The 15,762-nt window shown below is 67.4% G+C and carries 15 protein-coding genes, 1 tRNA gene and 2 pseudogenes; 9 read left to right on the top strand and 9 right to left on the bottom strand.

The window, feature by feature from the left end:
• Positions 1-2: 2 nt before the first annotated feature.
• Positions 3-581 (bottom strand): FHA domain-containing protein FhaB/FipA, encoded by a 579-nt coding sequence (locus FHX72_RS17395; RefSeq protein ID WP_068493759.1) that lies wholly within the window; start codon positions 579-581, stop codon positions 3-5.
• Complete coding sequence (locus FHX72_RS17390; RefSeq protein WP_068484186.1) at positions 578-1,288, bottom strand: FhaA domain-containing protein; 711 nt, start codon at positions 1,286-1,288, stop codon at positions 578-580. Before FHX72_RS17390 ends, FHX72_RS17395 begins: the two co-directional genes overlap by 4 nt.
• Positions 1,289-1,533: 245 nt before the next feature.
• Between FHX72_RS17390 and FHX72_RS17385 the strand changes: the two genes are divergently transcribed.
• Both FHX72_RS17385 and FHX72_RS17380 read left to right on the top strand, forming a co-directional pair.
• Positions 1,534-1,618: transfer RNA gene (locus FHX72_RS17385), tRNA-Leu, on the top strand.
• A 245-nt stretch (positions 1,619-1,863) separates the two neighbouring features.
• Positions 1,864-3,333, top strand: a complete 1,470-nt coding sequence (locus tag FHX72_RS17380; protein ID WP_338110167.1) for an MFS transporter — start codon at positions 1,864-1,866, stop codon at positions 3,331-3,333.
• Positions 3,334-3,515: 182 nt separating this feature from the next.
• On the opposite strand, the gene FHX72_RS17375 is transcribed toward FHX72_RS17380, so the two are convergent.
• Positions 3,516-4,790, bottom strand: coding sequence for an alpha-amylase family glycosyl hydrolase (locus FHX72_RS17375; protein WP_183626738.1), 1,275 nt, complete (start codon positions 4,788-4,790; stop codon positions 3,516-3,518).
• 163 nt (positions 4,791-4,953) lie between these two features.
• Between FHX72_RS17375 and FHX72_RS17370 the strand changes: the two genes are divergently transcribed.
• The 3 genes and pseudogenes from FHX72_RS17370 to FHX72_RS19515 all read left to right on the top strand — a co-directional run.
• Complete coding sequence (locus tag FHX72_RS17370) at positions 4,954-5,880, top strand: aldose 1-epimerase family protein (RefSeq protein ID WP_068493763.1); 927 nt, start codon at positions 4,954-4,956, stop codon at positions 5,878-5,880.
• A gap of 215 nt (positions 5,881-6,095) precedes the next feature.
• Positions 6,096-6,671, top strand: a pseudogene (locus FHX72_RS19995) (DUF222 domain-containing protein); the annotation flags it as partial.
• 112 nt (positions 6,672-6,783) lie between these two features.
• Positions 6,784-7,314, top strand: a pseudogene (locus FHX72_RS19515) (HNH endonuclease signature motif containing protein); the annotation flags it as partial.
• Positions 7,315-7,576: 262 nt separating this feature from the next.
• Here the strand turns inward: FHX72_RS19515 and FHX72_RS17355 are convergent.
• The gene (locus tag FHX72_RS17355; protein WP_068478519.1) at positions 7,577-8,506 is read right to left on the bottom strand and encodes an N-acetylglucosamine kinase; all 930 of its coding nucleotides are present in this window, start codon (positions 8,504-8,506) and stop codon (positions 7,577-7,579) included.
• 78 nt (positions 8,507-8,584) lie between these two features.
• Here FHX72_RS17355 and FHX72_RS17350 point away from each other — a divergent pair, with 78 nt between their 5' ends.
• The 4 genes from FHX72_RS17350 to FHX72_RS17335 all read left to right on the top strand — a co-directional run bounded on the left by FHX72_RS17350 (position 8,585) and on the right by FHX72_RS17335 (position 11,730).
• Entirely contained in the window at positions 8,585-9,298 is a 714-nt protein-coding gene (locus tag FHX72_RS17350; protein ID WP_183626736.1) for a hypothetical protein, read from the top strand.
• Positions 9,299-9,371: 73 nt separating this feature from the next.
• Positions 9,372-10,310, top strand: coding sequence for an HpcH/HpaI aldolase/citrate lyase family protein (locus FHX72_RS17345; protein WP_235812658.1), 939 nt, complete (start codon positions 9,372-9,374; stop codon positions 10,308-10,310).
• A gap of 143 nt (positions 10,311-10,453) precedes the next feature.
• Entirely contained in the window at positions 10,454-10,918 is a 465-nt protein-coding gene (locus FHX72_RS17340) for a peroxiredoxin (RefSeq protein ID WP_208596809.1), read from the top strand.
• Between the two features lie 113 nt (positions 10,919-11,031).
• The gene (locus tag FHX72_RS17335; RefSeq protein WP_068478513.1) at positions 11,032-11,730 is read left to right on the top strand and encodes a GNAT family N-acetyltransferase; all 699 of its coding nucleotides are present in this window, start codon (positions 11,032-11,034) and stop codon (positions 11,728-11,730) included.
• A gap of 26 nt (positions 11,731-11,756) precedes the next feature.
• On the opposite strand, the gene FHX72_RS17330 is transcribed toward FHX72_RS17335, so the two are convergent.
• From FHX72_RS17330 to FHX72_RS17310, 5 genes are all read right to left on the bottom strand, one after another.
• Positions 11,757-12,953 carry an ATP-binding protein gene (locus tag FHX72_RS17330; protein WP_221187044.1) on the bottom strand — a complete coding sequence of 399 codons (1,197 nt, stop codon included), beginning with the start codon at positions 12,951-12,953 and terminating at the stop codon, positions 11,757-11,759.
• 17 nt (positions 12,954-12,970) lie between these two features.
• Complete coding sequence (locus tag FHX72_RS17325) at positions 12,971-13,453, bottom strand: DUF3224 domain-containing protein (RefSeq protein ID WP_183626734.1); 483 nt, start codon at positions 13,451-13,453, stop codon at positions 12,971-12,973.
• A gap of 112 nt (positions 13,454-13,565) precedes the next feature.
• On the bottom strand, positions 13,566-14,333 hold the full coding sequence (locus FHX72_RS17320) for an HAD hydrolase-like protein (protein ID WP_244157497.1): 768 nt from the start codon (positions 14,331-14,333) through the stop codon (positions 13,566-13,568).
• Positions 14,334-14,402: 69 nt separating this feature from the next.
• The gene (gene nucS, locus FHX72_RS17315) at positions 14,403-15,098 is read right to left on the bottom strand and encodes an endonuclease NucS (RefSeq protein ID WP_068478581.1); all 696 of its coding nucleotides are present in this window, start codon (positions 15,096-15,098) and stop codon (positions 14,403-14,405) included.
• 83 nt (positions 15,099-15,181) lie between these two features.
• The coding region (locus tag FHX72_RS17310) for a LysE family translocator (protein ID WP_183626731.1) at positions 15,182-15,762 on the bottom strand (581 nt) is incomplete at its 5' end.

The following is a 15,762-nucleotide window of genomic DNA, read 5'->3' as shown; positions in this document are numbered from 1 at the left end:
GCCTATCGCAGCTCGAACGTCGTCGTCCCGATGCGGACAGGGGTGCCGACGGGAACGTGGGTCGGCTGGGAGACGCGCTTGCCGTTGACGTACGTGCCGTTCGTGGAATCGAGGTCCTGCACCATCCAGGCGTCGTTCCAGAGGAGGAGGCGAGCGTGGTGGGTCGAGCTGTAGTCGTCCTGGATAACCAGGTCGGAGTCGCCGGAGCGGCCTATCGAGAGTGGCTCGCTGCGGAGCGTGAGTTCCGTGCCACGCTTGGGCCCTGAGGTGATGACGAGCTTGCTCGGCCGCTCGGAGCGTGCCGACGGGCTTGGTACGGGGGTCGCTGGGCGCTGGGTGCCCTCGCTTGCGTCACTCGATGCCGGGGCGCGGACGGGAGCCGGAGCCGCCGGTGCTGGCGCGCTGTCGTTGTCTGCCGAGGCGAAGACCCGCTGACGCGATTTCTCCATGGCCTGCTTGTAGGCGGAGGAACGGGTTCCGAAGAGGTCGCTGCGGAGCGAGTAGATGACGGAGAAGACGAAGATCCACAGCGCCGCGAGGAACGCGAGGCGGAGGACGAGGAGCGTGAGCTCACTGGTCATGTTCGGCCTCCCTGTCGAGGCAGGTAGCCGGTGTCGTCGCTCGGGTCGGCCTGGGGGATCACCCGGAACACAATACGGTGACGACCGATCTGAATCGTCGAATCGGGTTCGAGACCCGCCTGAGAGATCGACCGGCCATTGACCTTCGTGCCGTTCGTGGAGCCGAGGTCGCGGATGCCAGCACGCTTTCCGTCCCAGACGACCTCTGCGTGCTTCCGCGAGGCGCCGGTGTCGGCGATCGTGATGTCGGCTTCAGAGCCTCGGCCGATGACGGTCGAGCCGATGCCGACGTGGATTCGCTCCCCGTCGACGTCGAGGATGGGCGCCCAGGCGACCTGGCCCTGCACGCTGCGCGAGTCGACCTCGATGCGCCCCTCGGAGAGCGAGTCGTTTTCGAGGAACTTGATGCTGAGGCCGCCGGAGAACTGATAGCCCTGCTTGGCCGCGTGCTGCTCGACGACCTGCATGAGCTCGTCCTGGATGCCGGCGATCTGCGAGATGCGCGTGTAGTCGACCTGCGACATCTGAACGTTGAAGCGGTTCGGGACGAGTACGCGGTCGCGGGTGACGACCGACGCCCTGGTGTCCATCTCGCGTTTCAGCGCAGCGCTGATCTCGACGGGCTGGAGCCCAGAGCGGAAGGTCTTCGCGAACGCGCCGTTGAAGACACGCTCGAGCCCACGCTCAAATCTGTCGAGGATTCCCACATGACTCCTGGTTCTAGAGGGCACGCCGCAGCCCGCACCGGGTGGCGCGAATTTGTTTCATGCTAACGGCACTGGGCTGGATGTCCGACTTCTGTGCCTTTCCTATGGCCTTCCTCTGGGGTCCAGGTGCCGGTCCCGGGGTGGTTCTCGGTGGGTGCAGGTGGTGGTTCCGGGGGATCCTGAGTGGCGCATCCGCTCGCCGGTTTCGCACTCGGGGACAGTGTCTGGTAATCTCTCGGAGGTTGGCGCGAGTGGCGGAATTGGCAGACGCGCACGGTTCAGGTCCGTGTGCCTTCGGGTGTGGGGGTTCAAGTCCCCCCTCGCGCACCAGGGTCCAGAGCAGATCAACTGCACTGGGAACACAGAACCCCCGGAACTTCGGTTCCGGGGGTTCTGTCGTTTCTCGCCGATTTGACGCGCTCGGACTTATGTCGACCCCCCGATGTGTTGCTAAGGTTGCCGATCTGTCGAGCGTCGCCGCTCGGGTAGGTCGAGGCGGCGACGTCCTCGGTCCGAGGCTTGAAACCTCCAGCACTCGATATCTGAGAACCTGGAGGGTTTTCTTGTCTACTGACGTGTCTTCCGTCAAGCGTGCATCCGCGCCGCGCACCATCTCGAAGTGGTGGGCACTCGCCGTGCTCGCCCTCACTCAGCTTGTTGTTGTGCTCGACGGCACCATCGTGACGATCGCCCTGCCGCAGGCTCAGATCGACCTAGGGCTCACCGATGTGCAGCGCCAGTGGGTCGTCACGGCCTACGCGCTGGTCTTCGGAGCGCTCCTCCTCCTCGGCGGTCGCATCGCCGACTACTGGGGCCGCAAGCGCGCGTTCCTCGTCGGCATGATCGGTTTCGGGGCTGCCTCCGTCTACGGCGGCTTCGCCCAGAGCGCCTTCGACCTGATCCTCGCTCGAGGCCTCCAGGGGCTCTTCGCGGCGCTCCTCGCTCCCGCCGCGCTTGCCCTGCTCACCGTGAGCTTCCCGTCGGGTAAGGACCGCACAACCGCGTTCGCCGTGTTCGGGGCCATCGGCGGAAGTGGGGCCGCTGTCGGACTCGTGCTCGGCGGAGCGCTCACCGAGTTCGCCAGCTGGCGTTGGTGCCTGCTCGTGAACGTCTTCTTTGTCATCGCCGGCGTCATCGGCGCGCTCATCGTGCTCAAGGAGAGCAAGGCAGAGGGCGACAACAAGTACGACCTCTGGGGCACCCTGACGGTTTCGCTCGGCCTCGGCTCGCTCGTCTACGGGTTCAGCCTGGCGGAAGAGGGCTGGGGCTCGCTCGGCACCATCGGCTTCCTTGGCCTCGGCGTCGTGCTGCTCGCCGCGTTCGTGTGGATCGAGACGCGCGTAGCCCAGCCGCTGCTCCCGCTCCGTGTTGTGCTCGACCGGGTCCGCGGCGGCGCCTTCCTCATCCAGGCCGTCATCGGCAGCGTCCTCATCGGCGCGACCATGTACCTCGCGTTGCACCTGCAGATCGTCATGGGCATGGAGCCGCTCGTCGCAGGCCTCGCGAACGTCGCCATGACCGTCGTCATCCTCGCGGTCGTCCCCGTGTGTGCACGCCTGCTGCCGAAGTTCGGGCCGCGCCCCTTCATGATCGTCGGCCCGATCATCGTCGCCGGCGGACTGCTCCTGCTCTCGGGCGTGACCTTGGATGGCAGCTACCTGACGCACATCCTGCCCGGGCTCGTGCTGCTCGGCATCGGTCTCGCGATGATCTTCGTGCCGCTGCAGAACCTCGCGCTCACGGGTGTCGAGCCTCACGATGCGGGAGCCGCGGCGGCAACCGTCAACTCCTCGATGCAGATCGGCGGATCGATCGGCCTGTCCGTCTTCACCGTGTTCTACACCAACGCGGTCGCTTCCGGTCTTGAGGCGGGGGAACCGCAGCTCGAAGCGTTCACGAACGGGTACTCGGCGGTGTTCCTGGCCGCTGCCGGTGCCATGCTCATCGCAGCGCTCATCGCGGGCTTCATGATCAGGGGCACCAAGGACCGCCCGCTTGTGCAGCAGGAGTCCGCAGAGCAGGACGCCGTCGTCTCGATGCACTGAGGCCCGTGAGGTAGGTCTGGCCGGACTGGCCGGGCTGGCTCGTCTGGCTCGGCTGGCCTGTCTGCGGCTGTCCAACTTCAGTGCAATAAACCCTGATTCGGCGCATTCTGGGCTCTTGAGCGTCGTTTGAGCACTGAAGTTGGACACGCGTCGGCGCGCTCGGCGTCGAGTATCGCTGGTCGCTAGTTGGCGTCCGCCCAGCGCTCGAGGCTGTGTGCGCTGACCTCGCGGCCGCCGAGCTCGACCGGGTCGTCACCGAGGTTCACCGCAAGGTAGGCGCGCTCACCGCTCCCGCCCTCCGCGACGAACAGTGCCGCAGTGTTCTCGAGCCCTTCCGAGCGGATGCGGGCGGTTGCCAGCCACGCGTGCTGCCGTCGGAAGGCGATCGCGTCACGGTGCTGCTGCGAGTACGCGTTCTCAGGGAGCTCAGCGGGATCAGCCGGGAACTCCGGGCGGATGGCGTCGTCTCCGCCGGCGCGCTCCTCCTTGACGGCCCCGAGCCCACGCTCGTCGCCCGCGTACACGCTTGGGGCGCCAGGGAAGAAGAACAGCATGGCGATGGCGCAGGCGTGGTTGCGCTCGTCGTCGATGGCGCTCGCGATGCGGGTCACGTCGTGGTTGCCGAGGAACGTCATCGGCAGGAAATGGGCCACGAAGTCGTTGTGCCGCTGCAGCGACCAGTCGAGTTCGAAGAGGTTCTGCTCCTGCACGGATGAGCGCAGCGCCTTCCACAGCTCGTACTGCGTGACGGAGTCGAGGCCCGACTTCTCGACGTACTCCTTGTAGTCGCCGTGGATGACCTCTCCCACGAACCACGCGTGCGGGAACTGCTCCCGGAGCGGGTCGATCGTGGCGCGCCAGAAGAGCGGCGGCACCGCGTAGGCGGCGTCGAGGCGCCACCCATCGATGCCCCGCTCCAGCCAGTGCGCCAGAACTCCAGAGACGTACTCGACGACCTCGGGATGCTGGTGGTTCAGCACCACAAGCGCGTCGTGACCCTCGAACACGTCGACGGGGAGGCCATCCACCTCACGCGCATCCTGCCCCCTCGCGAACCGAGCCGCGGCGGCTGAATCCGGCCCGCCCTCGACTGCTTCGCGCCACCAGGGGTGGTCACGGCCGACATGATTGAAGACACCGTCGAGGAGCACACGGATGCCGCGCTCGCGGCACGCGGCGATGAGGGCGTCGAAGTCGGCGTCGTCGCCCAGGCGCGGGTCGATGCGCAGGTGGTCGACCGAGTCGTAGCCGTGGGTCTGCGACGCGAACACGGGGCCGAGGAGGAGGCCGTTGAGGCCGAGCGCAACAAGCTCATCCAGCCACGCCGTGATGCGATCGAGGCGGTGCTCGACCGGGCCGTCCAGGTTGTTGCCCGTCGTGTCAGCGCCGACGAAGCCGAGCGGATAGACGTGCCACCAGAGAGCGGTCTGCGGCCAGGGCTGCGGGACTGAGGTCATCGCCTCAGGCTAGTGACGCGGGCTGGGAGGCCCGTCGTGGTGGGGGTGCTAGCGCGGCGCCTCAGCGCGCACCGCCTCGCCTGTGGACAGCGGCGGAGACACACGCGTGGGCGTGAAAGACTGCCTTGGCCCTTCCCCCGACAGCACCTAGGAGTCCCCACAGATGTCGATCACCCCGCGCTCAGGCTCCTCCTACTTCCTCTCGCACGGCGGTTACGAGGCGTCGATCTCCAGCATCGGCGCGTCTCTGCGCGAGCTCACGCACCAGGGAAGGCACCTCGTGCACACGTTCGACATGGACGAGGTGCGCCCCGCCTATAAGGGCGCGACGCTTGCGCCCTGGCCGAACCGCATCATCGACGGCCGCTACCGCATCGACGGCCAGGAACTGCAGCTTCCTCTCTCCGAGCCCAAGCGGGGGCACGCCCTGCACGGCCTTGCCCTCTGGCTCGACTTCGTTCCAGAAGACGTTGGCCCCGATTTCGCCGTACTTCTCGCCACGATCGAGCCGCAGACCGGATACCCGTTCCGCGTCGAAGTTCGCACCACCTACCGGCTCGGCGAAGACGGTCTGACGACAACCGTCGAACTGCACAACGTGGGGGCCGGTACGGCGCCAGCGGGTGCATCGACGCATTCCTATCTTGTCGCGGGCGGGGGACAGATCGACGAGTGGACCCTCGAGTCCCCGGCACAGAAGCTCATGCACGCGCACGGCGCGCGCCTGCTCCCGGGGTCCGTGGTCTCGGTTGAAGAAGTCGCAGGGGCTTTCGACTTCCGCGAGGCGCGGCGTATCGGCGAGATGGAGATCGACCACGCGTTCACGGACGTCTTCGGCGATCGCGGTGCCGCCACGGTGACGCTCACGACGCCCGACGGGTCGGGAGTTGGCATGACCTGGGGTGCGGATGCGCCATGGGTGCAGATCTTCACGAGCGACCAGCCGGGCATCGAGTGGGACCGCCAAGCTGTCGCCGTCGAGCCCATGACCTGCGCGCCCGACGCCTTCAACTCAGGACTCGACCTCGCGTGGCTCGAGCCAGGCGAGCGGCTGGAGACCACGCAGCGCATCTTCGCGATCACTGCTTAGGATCTAACTTCGATTTACCAGACAAATACCAGGTAATCAACCATTTCTCAGCGTAACCACCAGCTAAGCTGGCGGTAATCTTGGGGGAGGTTATCGTGGCATCGGAGTCAGTGCAGGAGACGCATCGTCAGTCGTCGCATGAGACGGCTGTTGTGGATGCGCTTCTTGAGGCTCGGGCGCAGCTTTCGGGGGTTCCTGACGCTGAGATCGTGGTGATGGTGCACGAGTTGGTGGCTCGGCGTCGGGTGCTGGACGCGGCGCTGGTGGAAGTGGCTGGCGAGTTGCTGCGTCGGGAGGGCGAGACGCCGCGGTCGGAGACGGTCGCGCGGAAGGCGGGGTTCCGGAACTTGCCTGCGATGTTCGAGCAGGTGCTTGGCGTGATGCCGGTTGAGGCGAACACGCTCGTGAAGGTGGCCGAGGCGACGCGGGGGCGGATGAGTTTCTCGGGCGAGCCGATCCCTGCCGCGTATGCGGAGGTGTCGCGTGCCGTCGCGTCGGGTGTGATGTCGGTGGCGCAGGCCGCGGCGATCACGAAGGGCCTGGAGCAGACCCGGAACCGGGTGGACGTCGAGGACGTCGCGCGGGCGGAGGTCGAGCTGGTGGCGTCGGCGTGTGGGCTGAACCCGGAGGACGAGCAGCCGGCGGTACCGAAGGTGCTGGAGGTGCAGGCCGCGACGTGGGTGTCGTACCTGGATCCGGACGGTGACGAGCCTCGGGCGGAGAAGGTCGCGGAAGAGCGCGGCTTGTGGTGGGTGCGGCGCGCTGATGGTGCGATCGCGGGGAAGTTCGTCGCGACGCCCGAGCAGGGCGAGCAACTGATCTCGGTGCTGGACGCGCTCCTCGCGCCCCGCCGGACCGTCGAGTTCCCGCCCGCGACGGGGTGCGGAGAACCGGTCGCCGCGGTGCATCGACGCGCTCGCCTCGGCCCTGAAGTGCTACGCCGAATCGCCAGACGCGCCCCGCGTCGGCGGGGAAGCACCCACGCTGGTCATCGTGATTACCGAGACCGGGCTCGCGGGACTCTCAGCCCGGCCCGAGGACGTGCCGCACCTCGAACACACCGGAGAGCCCATCCCGCCTTCGTTCGCGGCGAAGGTCATGTGCGACGGCTTCATCCGAATCGCTACGCGAACCGCCACCGGGGAGATCCTCGAGCTCGGCCGCAAGCAGCGCCTCTTCACTACAGCCCAACGCCGAGCGATCTTCGTCAGAGACCGAAACTGCCGAGCCCCCGGGTGCGGAGCCCCAGCACGCTGGTGCGAAACGCACCACGCTGTGCCCTGGAGCGAAGGCGGACCCACCGACGTGAAGGACAGCATCTTGCTGTGCTCGTTCCACCACCACGAAGTCCACCGGAGCAGGCTCACCCTCATCCTCGGCCTCGACGGCCGCTGGAGAGTCGTCGCGACCGTCGGGCACCACGTCCGTCGCTGAAACCCACGACGACGCACCTACGAGAGCACCGACGCCCCACGCCCAGAACGCAACCGCAGAGAATGAGGCTGGGCTGGGCTGGGCTGGACTCGTTGAGTTACTGAGTTACTGAGTTACTGAGTTACTGAGTTACTGAGTTACTGGGCTACCGAGCTGCACCTCTGGCGCGACCGCAGCCCGCAAACCCCAGGAGCCCGCATGTCCGGGAGCCTGCATGACCGCACGCGCGCGTGCCTGAGAGCCCGCATGTACCAAGCGGGGGCTAGAGCGTTACCAGCCCGATCGAGGCGATCAGCGCGTGGTCCTTCTCAAGGTGGGGGAGCATGGCCGCCCCGTCGAGGGGGTGGCTCTCGCCGACCGCAACACGAGCCTCCGGGATCCGCTCGAGCAGCGAACTGCGGAACGCCGCCGCGACGTGCGGTGACGAGAACACGTTCCCGATCGCCCGCACCTGCACCTCGGCGCGCCCTCCGGGAAGCCCGACGCGAGCGAGGCCGGCCGCGACCGAGGCCGCCAGCTGGGAACCTGCAGACGCCAGGATCTCGGCAGCAACCGCATCCGTCTCCGCCAGGTCGCCAACCGACCTCGCGAACGACGCGATGTGCCGAACCTTCCCCTCGTTCGTCTGCAACGACACGTACATGCTCGGGAGATCCGGGTGGTGTGCGAGCACAACCTCCGTGAGGGCCGTCTCGGGGCCACGACCATCGAAGGCGCGCATCACCGCGTCCAGGGCCGCGCGGCCGATCCAGTACCCGGAGCCGGCGTCGCCGACGAGGTAGCCCCAGCCGTCAACCTGCGCGAGACGCTCCTCACCGACCGCGAGCGTCACGACGCCCGTGCCAGCGGCTACGACCGCGCCGAGCTCCGACCCGAGCGCCCCAAGGAACGCCGAGATCGAGTCGTGCGCGATGAACACCTTCGAGACGCCGAACTGCTCGACCAGCAGGGCGAGCTCATCCGCCACCGTCTGGGCGTGCGTCACACCGGACACGCCGCCGGACACCGTGACCCCCGTCAGCCCGGAACCACGCAGCGACTGCTCGACGACGCTCGCGAGCTGCGGGGCCAACGGCAGATCGGTGCGGATCGCAGCAAAAGAGCGCACCTCGCCCGAATCGATCTGCGAGCGGATACCGCTCTGACCAGCATCGATGGCAAGAACGGGCGCAGGGGGGAACGTCGTCGTCATACATCGAATCGTATTGCAGTCAGGCAACGGGGAGAGGTACCCGTGCCTGGAACACGGCATCAGTCCTAGGGTGATCGCATGACAACACCCAGCCAGTGGAGCGGACAGCAGAGCCACGAGCCCCAGCCGAACGCGCCACAGCAGGGGGCGTCGGGCTATGGCACTCCACCTACCGGTCAACCCGCGGCGTACAACGGGTACAACCAGGCCTCGCCGGCCTACGGGCAGGAGCAGGGACAGGGACAGGGTCAGGGTCAAGGTCAAGGTCAAGAACAGGGATACGCGCAGAACCCGTACGCCGGGGGATACGCGGCCAGCGACGGTAACGCTTCGGCACCCCAGCAGCTCCCACCGCCACAGCAGTCGGGTGGCCACCAGGCTCCCACCGGCACCGCCTACGGGCAGCCCGGCGCCTACCCGCAGGCGGGGCCCTCAGCGCCGCGACAGCTCCTCACCTTCCCGACGCTCCGCGACGAGCTCTCCTTCACGACCAACCGCTTCGGGATGATCTCCCTGGCGAGCGCGCTCGGCGGGTGGGTCCTCAGCCTCCTGCTGAGCGTCGCGACCAACGTCATCTACACGACGGGCAACTACCAATTCGGACAGGTGCTGTACCCCATTCAGGTGATCGTCAATGTCCTAGCCCCAGCGGTGGCGATCGTATTTGGAGTCCTTGCGCTGCGCGTGAGTGGCTGGCGCAACATGCCAGCTGCAGTCGGCTCGGTTGTCGGAGTTGTCATCATCGTTCCCGCCGTCTTCTTCTTCTTCATCAACCTGATTCCATTCCCCTGACGAGGAAGCTGACACGCGATTCTTGTAGGGCTCCGCAAAAGTACGCAGCGTTTCGTCGTACTAAGCTCACACCTTGGCTGCGGAAAACGTGGCCGTGCGTGGTCGAGCCGGCCCGTGCATCCAGTCGATGAATGAGGCGAGAGTTCTGAACGTTCCAGCGAGCCCCCACCCCACGTCAACAGCCGGTCACGTCGTACCGGCGGCAGATGCCAGGTCATGGCTGCTCGTTCCTGCCTCGAGGCCGGAAGCGTTCGACGCCGCGGCGGAATCCCGCGCCGACGTCGTCATCCTCGACATCGAGGACGCCGTCGACCCGAAGCACAAGGCAGCAGCTCGCGCCGACGTCATCGCTTGGCTCAAAGCGGGCAACTCCGCCTGGGTGCGCATCAATGACACGCTTTCGGACTTCTGGGCCGACGACGTCGACGAGCTCGCCGGCGTCTCCGGTCTCCTCGGCGTTGTGCTCGCCAAGACCGAGCAGGCCGAGCAGGTCGTCAACACGTACCAGCGCCTCGGTGCCCGCATCCCCGTGGTGCCCCTCATCGAGTCTGCCCTCGGCCTCGAAGAGGCAACGAACATCGCCCGCGCCGACGGAGCCTTCCGCCTCGCCTTCGGCAGTGGCGACTTCCGTCGCGACACGGGCATGTGGGCAACCCGCGAGGCCATGGCCTACGCGCGTTCTCGCCTCACCGTCTCCTCGAAGGCGGCCGGCCTCCCCGGCCCCGTCGACGGCCCGACCACGGACGAGAGCCTCCGCGTGCTCCGCAACGAGTCCGAGTGGACGCTCGAGCACGGCATGACCGGCAAGCTCTGCCTCCGCCTTGAGCAGACCGCGGTTGTCAACGAGGTCATCTGCCCGCAGACGAGCGACATTCTGTGGGCCCGCGAGTTCCTCGCCGACTTCGACGCTTCCGGCGGCGTGGTCCGCGACGGCAGCGACCTGCCCCGCCTCGGCCGAGCGCGCAAGATCCTGCGCCTCGCGGAAGCCTTCGGCATCACCGTCGAGGTCTGACCTCGCGTCGACGTTCGCGTCGACGGACAGCGCGGGCTCCCGCTCCGGTTCGCCGGAACGGGAGCCCGCGCTTCGTTCCCAGGGGAGCGTGGATGCGCGCTCGCTAGAGTCGGGCAGGTCAGATTCCCGAGCGAGGAGTAATCTTGGTCACCACTCTCAGCGTCGGCGACAGCGCCCCAGACTTTGCGCTCACCGACCAGCACGGCGAGATCGTCCGGCTCAGCGACCTCGTCGGCTCGCCCGTTGTCGTCTACTTCTACCCGAAAGCCGGCACCCCGAAGTGCACGCAGCAGGCCTGCGACTTCCGCGACAACTTCGGTGCGTTGAGCGGCGCCGGCGTCACAGTGCTAGGCATCTCACTCGACCAGCCGAGGGAGCTCGCGATCTTCGGAGAGGAGCAGCAGGTTCCCTACTCGCTGCTCAGCGACTCCGGGGCGACCGCCATGGAGTGGGGAGCCTGGGGCGAGCGTCCCGTCGCAGGCATCGCCGGCACAGGCGTGATCCGCTCGAGCTTCATCGTGGATGCGAACGGCTCTCTGTCGTACGTCGCCTACGACATCGACCCCAACGGCCACGTTCAGGAGCTTCGCGCACAGCTCGGAGTCTGAGGCCTCGAGTGGAGCCAGAGCGGGGCAACCAGCCGTAACGCTCGGTCACGACACGCAAGGCTGACGCTGGTGTGCGTGAGAATCGGAGACACATCCACTGTCTCGAGGACCACATGACCGACACCACTATCGCCTCCACCTCCGTGCTCGATAACCCGGCCTGGCACTCGCTGACCGGCGCCCACGCGCACCTCGCGATCGGCGGGGACCTCGTGAAGCGGTACCCGTCGGACGTGTCGCCCTTCCTCGGTGTGCGCTCCTGGGATGAGCCAGGGGTGTGGGATGCGATAACCGAACTCCTGGGCTCCGGGGCCGAGCTCGCGATCTCGCACGCCGACCCCGAGGTCCCCGAAGGTTGGGAGCAGACGTGGCGGGGTGAGGGCGTGCAACTCGTCCAGACCTCGCGCCTGCAGACCCGTCCGGACGACGAGGTCGTCGAGCTTGGTGCCGACGACGCGGACGACATGCTTGCGCTCGTCGAGCGGAACCAGCCGGGCCCATTCCTGCCCCGCACCTACGTGCTGGGCCGCTACGTCGGTATCCGCCGCGACGACAAGCTCATCGCGATGGCGGGCGAACGCCTCCACCCCGAGGGATGGACCGAGATCAGCGCCGTCGCTGTCGATGCCGACCACCGTCGCCAGGGGCTCGCCTCCCGCCTCGTGCTCGACGTCGCCTTCCACATTCAGGAACGGGGCGACCAGGCCCTCATGCACGCCGCCGCCATCAACACGGGCGCCATCTCCGCCTACGAGAAGCTCGGCTTCGAACTGCGCCGCGCGACCCCCTTCACGGGCGTCCGCGTTCCCTGAGCGGTACTGGTACTGGCCCGCCGACGTTACTCGTCGTCCTCCGGGGGCGGCGGGAACGCTCGCCCCTGCGGAAGCGCGATCGCCTCGCTCACGACATGCTCGCGCAAGTACTCGCGGAGGTACGGGGTCGTGAACTGCACGCGACCGTAGCCCGCTGGCTCGATGATGCCGGCATTGATCAGCCGCTGCCGGTACACGCCCACGTAACCCGCCTTGGCGCGCATCCGCAGGCGGATCTCGCTCGACAGTGACGGGCCGTCGTCGCTCGCCATCGCGGCCAGGTAGGTGCGGTCGCCGACGGAAAGCGCCGCGAGCGTCGGCTCGTAGATGTACTGGCCCATCGCCTGCCTCGCGAGTCGGACCGCGCGGCGCGCGTGCGCAAGCTGGATGCGCCCCGCGTCGCCGGCCTCCTGCCACGACTTGGAGCCGATGAACTGGACGAGGAACGGGTACCCCTGCGTGCCACGCACCGCGTAGTCGAGGGCGTCATCGTCGATGGTGCGCCCGCCCTCAACGATGGGTTCCGAGAGCGCCCTCGCTGAGGCCTCGTAGCTCAGCCGGCCGAGCTCCTGCACGTGCGCGCGGCGGAGGAACGTGAGCATCCGGTCGCTGCGCAGTTCGTTGATGTTCGGCTTGAGACCGGCGCCCACGAATGCGACGTCGAGGCCCTCGCGGAACGCGTGCTGCACGACCGTGGTGATCTCGCGGAGGTCGTCGATCGCGCCCCGATGGATCTCGTCGACCGTGATCAGTACCCCGGTGCCGTTCGGCGCGAGCAGACCGGTGAGCGCCGTCAGCTGCGACCGCATGTTGGCGACCGGCCTGTGCCGCTCCTCCACGGTCGAGACGAAGCCTCCACTGCTCATCGGCAGGGTGACACCCGTGATGCGGCGCTTGCTGGCCCTCGGGTCGTGCTCGGCGAGCAGCTTCGGGAGCGCCTCTGTCGTGATGCGCTCAGCGAGTCCCTTCGTGGCCGTCTCCGAGATGACGAGCCAGCCGCGCGAGACGGCGATGTCTTCGAGCGCGTTCAGCATGACCGTCTTGCCGACGCCGCGCAGCCCGGTGACCAGCGTCGCCCGTCCCACCTCGCCTGGCGTACCGTCGATCGCCGCCTCGAATGAAGCCAGCATCACCGACCTCCCGACGAGCAGCGGAGGCGTGACCCCGAACGACGGAGTGAACGGGTTCAGGCGCGCGGATGCGGCTCCCGCCTTCGATGGCACGGGCTGCCGACTTCCGCTCAGGACTCGGTCTTCGGCGTGCCGGCCTCGACCTCGCCCGCGAAGACCTCGCCGTCGATCTCGACCTCGTCGGCATCGTCGAACTCAATCTCCAGCACAAGGGTGTGGTCGTCGCCGCGGGCGATGATCTCCCCCGTGCCGCGCGCACCCGTCAGCTCAGCCGTGCCCGAGTCGGGCACGATGTGCAGCAGGCCACCACCAGCAGCGGGGCGCCCGCGAGCGACCGTGTTCGCGTGCCAGAAAGCGAGTGTGCCGGTCTTGCCCGCGATCGTGCCCTCGAAGGCGTCGATTGCGACGTAGGTGCCTGAACCATGCTTCTCGTTGAAGGCAGCCGCGAAGAGCACTTCGCTGCGCCCCTCGATGTCACCGCCCGTGATGGCACGGACGATGAACGCCCCGCCGAGTGGGGCCGCAGTCTCGATGCCGACAGCACGGCCGTTTGAGTCCCAGGCTTCGATGGTGAAAGAGCTTTCTACGCGCATGCCCTGAGGATACGACGGGGCACCGACAAAGCGACTGGAAGCAGGCAACTCGGTGTCGGTGACTGGCCGAGTCGGTCCGGAGACAGGGCGGTCAGCCCATCCTGAGACTGTTTCAGTCCAGCGACAGGAAGGTACGGAGTCGCTCCGCCGAATCCGCGACGCCCACCGAGCCCTCTTCTTCGCCGAGGCGGCCGTAGCCCCACGAGACGTAGACGGCGGGGACCGCGTGCGCGGCGGAACCCTGCACGTCGTAGAAGCGGTCGCCGATCATGAGCACGTTGCTCAGGTCGACCCCTGCCACATCCAGTCGGCGGAGCGCCTCCTCGATGACGTCGGCCTTCGCCGAGCGCACCTCGTCGTCGGAGGCGCCGGTGATCGTGAGGAACTGGTCGGCGACGCCGTAGCTCTCGAGGATGACGGCAGCGGAGCTCTCCGGCTTGCTTGTCGCCGTCGACTGAGGGATACCGGCCGCGTGCACGTCGCGGATGATCTGCAGGACACCGGGATACGGGTCACCGATGAATGAGTCGGACTCGCGGTAGATGGTTCGGTAACGCTCAGTCGCCTCTACGGGGTCGAGCCCGTAGGCCGCGAACGTCTCGTGGATGGGCGGGCCAACGTGCTTGAGCAGCTCGGCGTCGCTCGGGATCGGCAGGCCATAGCTGGAGAGCGTGGCGCGCAAGCTGTTCAGGATGCCGGGCGCCGAGTCGCTGATGGTGCCGTCGAGGTCCCAGAGGATCGCCGTGAACGGGGCCACGCCCGTGCCACGCTTGAGGCCAACGCGTCGCGTATCGCGAGTCGCCGCTGGCTGGACGACTGGGGACGGCTGCGGCTCGACGGGGACCGGGCCGGCCATTTCAGTGGATCTTGAGTGCGTCATGTCCGAGCCAGTGTAGTGAGCGGCGCCCGAGCGGAAGGCGACAGCCAGCTGAACGGTTGGGGTGGCGAGCTAGAAGAGGCGCATGTGGCGCGGGTCGACGCCGCGCATCTCGTCGTAGTCGAGGATGACGCAGCGGATGCCGCGATCCTCCGCAAGCGTACGAGCCTGTGGGGCGATCTCCTGCGCCGCGAAGACGCCAGAGACGGGGGCGAGTAAGGGATCGCGGTTCATGAGCTCGAGGTAGCGCGTGAGCTGCTCGACGCCGTCGATGCCACCACGACGCTTGATCTCGACGGCGACGGAAGCTCCGTTCTCGTCGCGCGCGAGGATGTCGACGGGCCCGATGGCCGTCATGTACTCGCGACGCACAAGCGCGTGCCCGTCGCCAAGGAGATCGATCTGGTCGGCGAGGAGCTTCTGCAGGTGCGCCTCGACGCCGTCCTTCTCAAGGCCCGGGTCCTTGCCAAGCTCGTGGGAGTGGTCGCTGAAGACCTCGCCGATCGTGACGAGCAGCTGGTCGCCGGTCTTCGTCTGCGTGACCCGCCAGAGCGCCGTGATGCCCGCCTCTGCCTGCGTCGCATCCGGTGCCTCTTCGACGATCGAGCATGGGGCACTCATCCAGTTGAGCGGCTTGTAGCTGCCGCCGTCTGAGTGCACGAGTAGGCTGCCGTCGGCCTTTCGCATGAGCACCCGAGGGGCCATGGGCAGGTGGGCGGTGAGACGGCCGATGTAATCGACGCTGCAGTTCGCAATGACAAGACGCACCTGACGAGGGTAATCGCTCGGTATGCGCCGAGCGGTCGTGCGCGCCGGTGCGGCTTGCGACGACACCGACCTTTCGTCGCTGGCTAGCTCTTCGCCCCGGAGAGGGCGAGCACGCCGCCGAGGCCGATCATCATGGCGCCGCCCGTTGCGGACATTCCGGAGATGCGCTTCGGTGATCGGGCGAACCAGTCGCGGGCAGCGCCGGCCGTCAGGGCCCAGGTTGCATCGAAGATGAGCGCAAGCAAGAGAAAGCAGACGCCGAGTTCGAGCAGCTGCGACCAGGCTGGCCCCGCGGTCGGCGACACGAACTGCGGCAGGACCGCAACGAAGAACGCGATCGTCTTGGGGTTGGTGCTACCGACGATGAAACCTTGTGTGAGGAGCTTCAGAGCGCTCGCGGGCTGAGGGGCTTCCGCGGAAATGTGCGCGTTCCGGTTGCGGATCGCCTGCACGCCGAGCCACACGAGGTAGGCGGCCCCGATGATCTTGATGACCGTGAACGCGACGATCGACGACGAAACCAGCGCACCGACACCGAGCGCCACCGCGAGCACCGCCGGGATCATCCCGATCGCGTTCCCGACGACGCTCAAGACTCCCGCACGACGGCCGAGCGCGATAGATCGGCCGATCACGAACAGCACACTCGGCCCCGGGATGAGGA

Source organism: Pseudoclavibacter helvolus (genome assembly GCF_014191305.1).
Lineage (GTDB): Bacteria > Actinomycetota > Actinomycetes > Actinomycetales > Microbacteriaceae > Pseudoclavibacter > Pseudoclavibacter helvolus.
Note: the sequence above shows the minus strand (reverse complement) of the source record. Positions and strands in the feature narration are given on the sequence as shown.

What these genes read in the sequence shown, in the direction of transcription:
- FHX72_RS17335 (WP_068478513.1), top strand. Translation starts at nt 11,032, where the DNA reads ATGACCGACACCACTATCGCCTCCACCTCCGTGCTCGATAACCCGGCC.
- FHX72_RS17325 (WP_183626734.1), bottom strand. Translation starts at nt 13,453, where the DNA reads ATGCGCGTAGAAAGCTCTTTCACCATCGAAGCCTGGGACTCAAACGGC.
- FHX72_RS17395 (WP_068493759.1), bottom strand. Translation starts at nt 581, where the DNA reads ATGACCAGTGAGCTCACGCTCCTCGTCCTCCGCCTCGCGTTCCTCGCG.
- FHX72_RS17355 (WP_068478519.1), bottom strand. Translation starts at nt 8,506, where the DNA reads ATGACGACGACGTTCCCCCCTGCGCCCGTTCTTGCCATCGATGCTGGT.
- FHX72_RS17370 (WP_068493763.1), top strand. Translation starts at nt 4,954, where the DNA reads ATGTCGATCACCCCGCGCTCAGGCTCCTCCTACTTCCTCTCGCACGGC.
- FHX72_RS17375 (WP_183626738.1), bottom strand. Translation starts at nt 4,790, where the DNA reads ATGACCTCAGTCCCGCAGCCCTGGCCGCAGACCGCTCTCTGGTGGCAC.
- FHX72_RS17320 (WP_244157497.1), bottom strand. Translation starts at nt 14,333, where the DNA reads ATGACGCACTCAAGATCCACTGAAATGGCCGGCCCGGTCCCCGTCGAG.
- FHX72_RS17350 (WP_183626736.1), top strand. Translation starts at nt 8,585, where the DNA reads ATGACAACACCCAGCCAGTGGAGCGGACAGCAGAGCCACGAGCCCCAG.